Origin of the sequence: Xanthomonas sp. SHU 199 (assembly GCF_000364665.1) — a bacterium.
GTDB lineage: Bacteria > Pseudomonadota > Gammaproteobacteria > Xanthomonadales > Xanthomonadaceae > Xanthomonas_A > Xanthomonas_A sontii.
In genome coordinates this window covers 1-8,572 of the sequence record NZ_AQOI01000020.1, presented here as the reverse complement: position 1 = coordinate 8,572, position 8,572 = coordinate 1, and the positions used below count along the sequence as shown (strand labels likewise).

Sequence of the window (8,572 nt, the reverse complement as noted above, 5' to 3'; positions counted from 1 at the left end):
GGGCGCCAATGCCGGTGGCAACGGCGCAGGCAACGTCGCCGATGCCCAGGGCGGTGCTGGCGCCGCAAGCCAGGGTGCCGGCCAGCGCGGCGGTGCCCCGGGCGATGTGGCGATGGAGCAGGTGCTGCGCAACGGTGCCGGCGTGAGCCTCGCTACCGGTGGCGAGACCCTGGCGCAGCCTGAAGTGGCGGTGCTGACGGTGTTCGACGGCGAAGGCCGTGCGCTTGGCCGCCTGCGGGTGGAAGACCTGGGCAGCAGCCTGGCGCTGCACCCGCTGGACGGCAGCGCGCCGACCGCGCCGAACCTGCAGCAGAATGTCCGCGCCAGCGCCCAGACCAGCGTGGCCGTCGATGCGGACGAGAACGCTACGCTGCGCCTGTCCCTGCTGGAAGACGGCACGCTCCACGTGGTGGCGCCGCGTTCGGCCGCACGCATGGACCGCGAAACGCTCAGCGCCTACGCGCTCGGCGCGCTGAAACAGCAGGCGGGCGTGTCGGTGCAGCAGGTGCGCGCGCTGGTGCTGAGCTTCGTCGACTGACGCAGTGGCGAGGGACGCAGGGGTGGCTGCCGCCTCTGCGTCCCGGCGGCCTGGCTGATCGGGGGAAAGGCCAGGCCGGGTTCGACCGTCTCGGCGCGGGTGATGCGCCTGAGGCGGAGGCAGCGGCGTCCGCGGTGCGATGGTGGCAAGCGCGGAGCACCCTTGCGGTGAGATCAAGGTCATCGCCTCGCCATCGTCGCGCCGCGGACGCGCCACATTCTGGAGGTGTGATTGCCTGATGCATGCAGGGTGCGACACAGCGCGACCCTGCGTCGCACAGGCCCTCATGCGGGAGTGTGCTCTGGCAACCTTGTGGGTGGGAGGCTGCCGCCGCCGTTCCGGCGCGTGTGCCGCGCGGCCAGCGCGATGCTGTGCCGCCGATCGCCACCGCATCGCTGCAGTGTCGCCGCGCCGGGGCGATACGGCTATCGTATCGGGATGCCGAGCGCTTCCCCACTTCCCTTTCGACGCAAACGGCGTGTTGCTTGCGCGGCGATGGCGTTGTTGGCCGCTGGCTGTCGGCGTCGCTGGCGGTAGTTGCGGTGTCGCACGCATGATCGCGACGAGCAGTTCGCGCACGCCCTTGCCAAAGCCGGCTGTCCGCCGGCTCGGCGCGGACGACGCGCTGGCCTATCTGCGGGTGGGCGAGGGTGCGCCGGTGCTGCTGGTGCATGGGGCCCTGTGCGACTACCGCTACTGGGCGCCACAGCTGCGCGGCCTGGCCGACCGCTTCCAGCTCAGCGCGCTGAGCCTGGGCCAGTACTACCCGCGGCTGCCGTCGGCGTCGCGGCATGCGTTCGGCTGGCGCTGGCATGCGCAGCAGCTCGTCGCCTTCATCGCCGAGGAAGCGCGGCCGGTGCATCTGGTCGGTCATTCCCGTGGTGCCGCCGTGGCCTGGCAGGCGGCGCTGTTGCAGCCGGATGCCATCGCCAGCCTGACCCTGTTCGATCCGGGTGGCCCGCAGCGGCAGGGCCTGCCGGCCGACGTTCAGACGGTCCGCGCGCAAGCGATCGCGTTGCTGCAAGCTGGCCAGGTGGAGGCCGGCCTGGAATGCTTCGTCGATTCGGTCAGCCAGCCCGGCGCCTGGGCGCGCAGCAGCGCGAGCTTTCGGCAGATGGTGCGCGACAACGCGCAGACCCTGGTGCCGCAGATTGCGGACATGCTGCCGGCGTACCGGCCCGAGCAGGCCGCTGCCCTGGCGATGCCGGTGTTGCTGGTCGCCGGCGAACGCAGCCCGGCCCAGTACCGCGACAACGCCGCCGCGTTGGCGGCCTGGCTGCCGCAGGCGCGCCATGAGGTGCTGGGCGGGGCGTCGCACGGCATGACATTTACTCATGCGAGGCGGTGCAATGCCTTGATCGCCGAGTGGGTGGACGCTGCGGCGAGGAGCTGAGCGCGTACGGCAGAGTGCTGCGCTCAGCGGGCACGACTGGGTGCAGACTGGATGCGGCGCACGCCGGCTGCGGCTTGGCGTCACCCTGCCAGGCGGCGTACCCCGGGTGGCGTCGGACCCACGGCGCTCGCCGTTGGCTCGCCACGATCCAGTTGCCGGTACGCGATGGCCTCGGTCAGATGCGCGGTGGCGATGCGCTCGCTGGCGTCCAGGTCGGCGATGGTGCGGGCCACGCGCAGGATCCGATGCAGCGAGCGCGCCGACAGTCGCAGGCGCTCGATGGCCTGTTCCAGCAGCGCCTCGTCGCGCGGTTGCAGGCGGCAGTCGCGCAGGGTTTCGCTGTGGCCGAGTTGGCCGTTGGGCCGGCCGGCGCGGGCCTGCTGGCGTTGCCGCGCCTGCTCCACGCGCTCGCGCACGACGGCGCTGGCTTCGCCGGGCGGCGCATCGGCGCGCAGCGCCTGTGGCGGCAGCCGCGGCACTTCCACGTGCAGGTCGATGCGGTCCAGCAGTGGGCCGGAGATGCGCGCGCGGTAGCGCCGCACCGCGTCCTCGCTGCAGCGACAGCGGCCGCTGGGGTCGCCGGCCCAGCCGCAGGGGCAGGGATTCATTCTAGGAACCTACAAAAAACGTAATTTGAGTGTTGACCGACTGACTCCTGCCTCCTAAAAGGAAATCTAACTGCGGGGGAGTGGCTTGAATGCGGGCACTGTTTCCTGATCCAGAGTTGATGCGCGAGCGAGGCTTCCAGTCCATCGCTCATGTACCATTTTTGCTGGACGACGATTGTAAGTATCTGGATGGAGCTAGCCGGTATTTGCGTGAACGCGCTTTGCTCGAGTGGCTGCCTGAGCAAGCATTCTCTGCGACCGCAGCTCAGCCACGCCGGCGACTGAGCTATCCCACTGTTGACTCGTTACGTTCCATGGCCGATCGGCTTAAGAACTTCCTAGAGTGGTGTGCCTGGAAGAAATTAGACTGGCGGTATGCGGACTACACAAGGCATGTCGTTGGCGGCTATCAGACTGCCATGTCAACCGGGGACTGGAGTCGCTACGGAACGCCGCTCGCGGGGAAAACCATCAATGCGCGTGCGAGCGAGGCGACCCTCTTTTTGGCTTGGGCGGAGCAAACAGGGCTCAGAGCAAAGGACGCGGCTCCGTTTCGTGTGCCTACTTGGCGGTCAAAACGGAATACATCCAGTAGTGCTCTCAGGTCCAATGCCGATGCTGCTGTCTTAACGCGTGCAGGAGAGGTTCCGGAGAGGCCGCCCCTCTTTGTACTCCCCACGCCTGAGCAAGTCGGAACGTGGCTCCGGCGTGTCTACGTCATGCGGGGCCAAGTCAAGGGGCTTTGCTGCGAATTGATACTAGAAACGGGCATCCGGATCCGGGAGTGCGTACGCTGGCGTGCCGACTATCTGCCATTAGATCGCGACCAGTGGCATGTTCGTGGCGGAAAGGTTCTGATTTGCCTGCGTGCGGGAACCAAGGGCCGGCGGGCGAGCCCCACTGCTATTGATGGTCCTGCCAGGTGGATAGCTCTTCCGATCGGTCTGGCCGAGCGCCTTCATAGCTACCGACAGAGGGAGCGCCCTTCTCAATATGCGCGTTGGATACGCGCTGCCAAGACACCTGAGGAACGCGCGCGCCGTAAGATACAAGGTTTTCCTCCTGAATTGTTTCTCGGTGAGCGCTCCAATCGACCTTTCAGCACGCGCATGCTGCGCCGTGCATGGAGCGAAACGCCAAGCTACATTGAGGATTGGCATCCACACCTTGGCAGGCACTACTTTGCCTGCCACAAGTTGATCGACATCACGCTGAAGAAGATCAAGGCGGCAGGTCGCGAGCTGGGGCAGCTCAACTCAGACTGGCTCATGGGTTCTCTGTTGAGCGATATCACGACGGTTCTGCGCCCCCAGCTCGGTCACGTGTCGGATTCGACCACAAACGACTATCTCGCTTGGCTTCATGACTGGTTCGAATCCAGCGCTGGCCTAGGAGCGCAACGTTGGCAGGACTACCTGGAGGAAGGAGACGTGCGTGTTTGAGGAAACAAGCAAGCCAACCGGGCAGACTTTCCAACTTCTCTGCCGCCACCCAGACTACGTGGGCACAAAGGTCGACTTTAGCGAATTCGCCGAAGGCGCCCCGGAGGTCGTTCCGAACAACGTGGCGAAGAAGTGGTTGGGCGGCTTTCGCGGGAGGCCAACGCTTGCCGCCGAGCTTGCGCCCGCCCTCAACCTAGATATTGGGCATTGCAAGCCACGCCATATGGCGCGCCGTCTAATGTCTTTTAGGGGCTTTTGGCGAATGCTTGATCAACTGGAGCGCGATGGGCTTGCTTCAATAGATTCGTTGGCCGACCTCTCCACGTACCACGGAACGCAGTGGCTCCGCTGGAAGCATCCGCCGAACGCTTCAGACTATGCGACGGTCCGAGGCATCCTGGAAACGGCGCGTGAACTGGCCGAAATGGAGCCGCTCGCTTGGATGACCAGAAGGAGCACTAAGCAAAAGCTAGGGGATGTGGCAACGCCAGAGCAAGCTCATCAGGTTTACTTGGCACTGAAGCGAAGAGTGTACGACGTTTATGGCCGGTGGCGAGATGCTGATCTAATGGCGCAATGTGGACGGAATCTTCTGGATATTCCTCCGAGCGACCGCATTCCCCCTTCCTGGGTGTCGGCTGCCGACTTGCATACAACCTACCGAGCATTGGTTGCGAGGACTGGCAATCCCATGCCGTCTTGCCAAGATTTGATCGAAGCAATGGGCTATTCGGCCTCGCGGAAGAACGGATCGCCTCGTCCTTTAAGTGATGTTTTCTTCAAAGCTAAGGTTGGCGTTCGGGAGTTATGGCAGGGCCTCTATCCCGACTTGTTGACCGTTCAGCACTTCTTCCACCTCTTCCTGATTCAAACAGGTTGGAATGTGCAAGTGGCATTGGATCTAGATGTATCTGGTCCTGGCTGGGCTGTACAGATCGGTGATTTGGGTTCGGACATCTATCGGATCAGTAGCTTCAAAGTGCGATCAGGAACCTGGCAGCGAACGATTAGCCGGGGTAAGCCTACCCATTCACCCTACCAGCTCATCAAGCGATTGACCGAGCGCACGGCGCCGCTGAGAAAGGTGGCCGTCGCTGGGGTGTTGGATTGCGCTGTACCCACCATTGCGCAGCGATCGCCATGGCTTCATTTTGGCCACAGTCGGGAGCCATCGCTATGCGCATTGGATGACAAGACGTACTTGCGTGAACACAGAGAGAGCGGGAATTACCTGAAGCGCTTAGCGAATGAGATCAACCAAGCCGCTGCGCACGATACAGATGCGGCCAACAAAGTTGAGCCAAGAGAAGGTGGCACGTCTCCTGTGTTGGTCCCAAATGATATAAAGGCTAGTGATTTCCGGGACATCTTCATCGGGAACGAGTTCCTACAGTCCGGCTACAACTTGGTCATTGCCAAGCTGGCAGCCGGACACACCAGCATGGCGTCGGTACGCCGATACCTCTTCACCCGCGCGTGGCGCCGCCACGGCGAAGGCTCGGTCCGCCGCCTGATGGACCATCTCTGGGGCGAGATCGAGGTGCACCGGGTATGCGATCCAGCGATGCTGCGTGCTCTTTGCGACCGCGGTGTTGTTACTGACGAGCAGCGCGAAAGATGGGCGAGGGGGAAGGACAAAACTTATTTGGGTATGGGTTGTGTCAGTCCGCGGCACCCGCCTAAGCACATCGATCCGACTCACGCTGCAGGCGAAATTTGCCGGAATCAGCAAAGATGCACCCTATGCGAGCACGGGATCGTAATGCCAGAAAGCTTGCCTGACTTGTGCAAACGCCTCGCGGAGCTAGACGCACTACGTGCGCGGATGTCGCTGTCGGTGTGGAGGCGGGCGGACAGCCTTCAGGTAGAGCGGGATGCGCTCATACAGACGCTTGCGCAATTCGATCCAGTATCGGTGGAAGAACAAGTGCGGTTCTGGGAGGTGGAGATCAAGCAAGGACGCCACGATGTCCTTGAGTGGGATGGCATCCATGAAATTTGATCAACGCTTCTCCTCCAACGATCAGGAAGAGCGGCGCTCAGAGGTGCTCGCCACTCTGGGCGATCTATCGACCATCCAGACCATGGGGCGCGACGAACTTCTGAAACTTCAGTCCGCACTAGGCTTTGGCGCCACATGGGGGGTGATTGAAGTTCCAAAGCACTTCATGCCCTCAGGGGGTTCTCAAAGGACTTCCAGGCGCGTGTTCGACTTTAGGCTCGTGGCAGCCAACGAAGATGCGGCAATCATGGCGGTGACCCGAGTTGCTGTCTTGCGATGGCTGGTACCCATTGGGCAAACGTCTAGACCCTGTACCGCTTCCACGCTGGCGGCAGATATGTCCATGCTGCGTCGTGTGCTTGCAGCAGCGATCGCCAAACCGGTCGCAGATCCGTCTCGGATATGGTCAAGGTTGAGCGCTGACGATCTCTATGCGATTGCTCCGCATACAGGGAAGCAAAACTTTGGTCGCATCTTTGAAACCCTATCTCAACGCCGATTGCTGACGGACGTCGTCGATATTCCCGCCCGTAGGCGGCTAGATCGTCTTGAGAATAGAAGGAGGGGTGAGCTCCTTCCTGTGGCTAAAGAGCACGTTGTGGCTCCCTATGTCGCATTACCTGACGTCTTCGTATCCGAGTGCGGCTGGCGATGCGTATGGATTATTAAGGTGCTTGGCCCCTTTGTCCTTAGAGCACTAAGATTAGCTCTGGAGGGAAATCCGATAGATCAGGGGATATCCAAGCACTCGGCGTTGAAGAAGTTCCGCCGGGAGGCAAAGAAGCGACTGAAGGCCTTTGAGTGGTTTGACTCCGCGGGTGACGCGGTAGCTCCGCCCTTTGAGCTCAATCTCAAGAGCTTAGATGAAAAAGGGCATTGGAAGTCTGGTCAATCATTGAAGTGGCCACCTAAGTCTTTACCCGATCTGTGGAGACTAGCTTGGCTTATCCAAGCGGCCCATGCCTTCGTTGCGGGACTCAGCGGCGGCCCCCGGGAGGGTGAGCTTCTGAGTCTGACCAAGAATTCACTGATTGAGAACGCCGATGGATGGCGGTTGCGCGGCAAGACCTACAAGTTGGTTTTTCGAGATGATGGGGAGGTTCGTGACTGGCCAGCACCTCGAATGTGCGTCGTCTCGATCGAGCAGCAGGCCAAGCTGGCTCGCGTAGCAGAAGACGCAGCACGCGCTTTGGGGCACGATACAGTAGGTCCGCAGCTTTGGGTGTTGCTACCGACCAGCGACTATACGACCTCCGGATCGCCTCTTAATAGTCTGGGATCGAGCTTCAAGGGGCTTGTGCGCATACTAGGTCTTCAGCATCTCCTACCGGATGCCAGCATGCGAGAGCGCAATCTCCACCCTCATCGCCTCCGCAAGACAACGGGTCGGCTGGTCGGGCTGGCGCTAACCAATGGCCTTCAAGTGTTGATGGACCTTTACGGACACGAAGATCCCGAAATGACAGTGGCGTACCTGCTTTCGAATAAGGACATTGCCGAGGAGGCGCAGGCCGTGGCGGAGGCTCAGACGATAATGTTTGCCAAGGACGCGATCTGCAACGTGGAGAGCGCCGGTGGCAAAGCAGCACATCGCGTGCGTGAGGCCGTATCCACGTTTGCGAACTTGAGGGGAGTCAGCAAGCTTGATGCTCAGAGTATCGATGAGCTCGCTAGGGACCTCACGGAAAACGGTCGATACTGGGAGCTGGTCCGTCCTGGTGTGCTATGCACTAAGCTTCCGGGGCAGGTGGGAGCATGCAATGGGAAACAGGGGGCTCCTGATGCTTCTCACTGTAGATCGAACTGCGCTCATCGCTTAGAGGCGGCCGCGCAGAAGGAAGCCACCAATCGGGTCATCGAGCGAATTATCGGCCATCTGGAGCGAGCTCTAGAGAATGATGAGCCTCTAGTTGCAGATCGATGGCGGGGCCAGTTGCTTGCGAACTTGGGCCGTTTCGAGGAAATCCGCGAGCGATGGTCGTCGCATCCGCTGGTTGCTGAGGAGCTACTTCGGGTGAGGATCCATGACGCTTCTAAGTAACAATGCAAAGACCCGAACCGAAAGGGTTGTCACCGCACTGCGCAGGACTATGTCCAAGATCGAACTGGAGGTGGAACAGAGTGGCGGGATCTATCCCTATAACGCTGGTCGCCTTTCACAGGCCGAGCTGTGTAGAAGGGCCGGCGTAGCCAATGTCACACTGCAGAATCTAAACCACAAGAGTTCGACTCTGGTCGAGGTTAACGAGTGGCTTAAATTGGTTCGGGCGAAGATGGTCTCTGGAAGGAAGTCCGTCAGAAGGGCCGTGACAGATCGCGTAGAAAATCTCAAGCAAGAGTTTCATCAACTGGCCACAAACTACAACATCAGCAGATTGGAAGCAGCCGACCTAAACCTCGAGCTGGCGTTGGTTAGAGCAGAACTCAAGGAGGCGAGGTGCATTATCGACGAACTGGAGCGCGAAGTCTCGCAGTTGCGTATTGATATGGCAAAGGGGAAGGTGGTAAGGATGCCGCAGAAGATGGAGTGAAGATGAGCCATGACATCTGACGCTAGGCTGTATCGACATTCATTTCAGCCACATTGGG

Annotated in this window: 6 protein-coding genes and 1 pseudogene; 6 read left to right on the top strand and 1 reads right to left on the bottom strand. The window is 61.2% G+C overall.

Going from position 1 to position 8,572, the window contains the following annotated elements; translation table 11 throughout:
• Together D183_RS23700 and D183_RS0101140 are read left to right on the top strand one after the other, a co-directional pair.
• Nucleotides 1-538 (top strand): hypothetical protein (locus D183_RS23700; protein ID WP_039725795.1); only part of this gene is annotated, 538 nt, incomplete at its 5' end.
• 553 nt (nt 539-1,091) lie between these two features.
• A complete protein-coding gene (locus D183_RS0101140; RefSeq protein ID WP_017907362.1) occupies nt 1,092-1,931 on the top strand; it encodes an alpha/beta fold hydrolase in 840 nt (279 codons plus the stop codon).
• An 80-nt stretch (nt 1,932-2,011) separates the two neighbouring features.
• Here the strand turns inward: D183_RS0101140 and D183_RS0101135 are convergent.
• Nucleotides 2,012-2,548: pseudogene (locus D183_RS0101135) on the bottom strand (ATP-binding protein); the annotation flags it as partial.
• Nucleotides 2,549-3,258: 710 nt separating this feature from the next.
• Between D183_RS0101135 and D183_RS27200 the strand changes: the two are divergent.
• From D183_RS27200 to D183_RS27185, 4 genes are read left to right on the top strand one after another with little or no spacing between them, the layout of a single operon-like run.
• The gene (locus D183_RS27200; RefSeq protein ID WP_157835137.1) at nt 3,259-3,981 is read left to right on the top strand and encodes a hypothetical protein; all 723 of its coding nucleotides are present in this window, start codon (nt 3,259-3,261) and stop codon (nt 3,979-3,981) included.
• Nucleotides 3,974-5,983: a hypothetical protein gene (locus D183_RS27195; RefSeq protein ID WP_157835136.1), complete on the top strand. Its 2,010-nt coding sequence runs from the start codon at nt 3,974-3,976 to the stop codon at nt 5,981-5,983. The genes D183_RS27200 and D183_RS27195 overlap by 8 nt, the downstream gene beginning before the upstream one ends.
• A complete protein-coding gene (locus D183_RS27190) occupies nt 5,973-8,024 on the top strand; it encodes a hypothetical protein (RefSeq protein WP_157835135.1) in 2,052 nt (683 codons plus the stop codon). Before D183_RS27195 ends, D183_RS27190 begins: the two co-directional genes overlap by 11 nt.
• Before the next feature lie 49 nt (nt 8,025-8,073).
• Nucleotides 8,074-8,514, top strand: coding sequence for a hypothetical protein (locus D183_RS27185; protein ID WP_157835134.1), 441 nt, complete (start codon nt 8,074-8,076; stop codon nt 8,512-8,514).
• Nucleotides 8,515-8,572 lie beyond the last annotated feature (58 nt).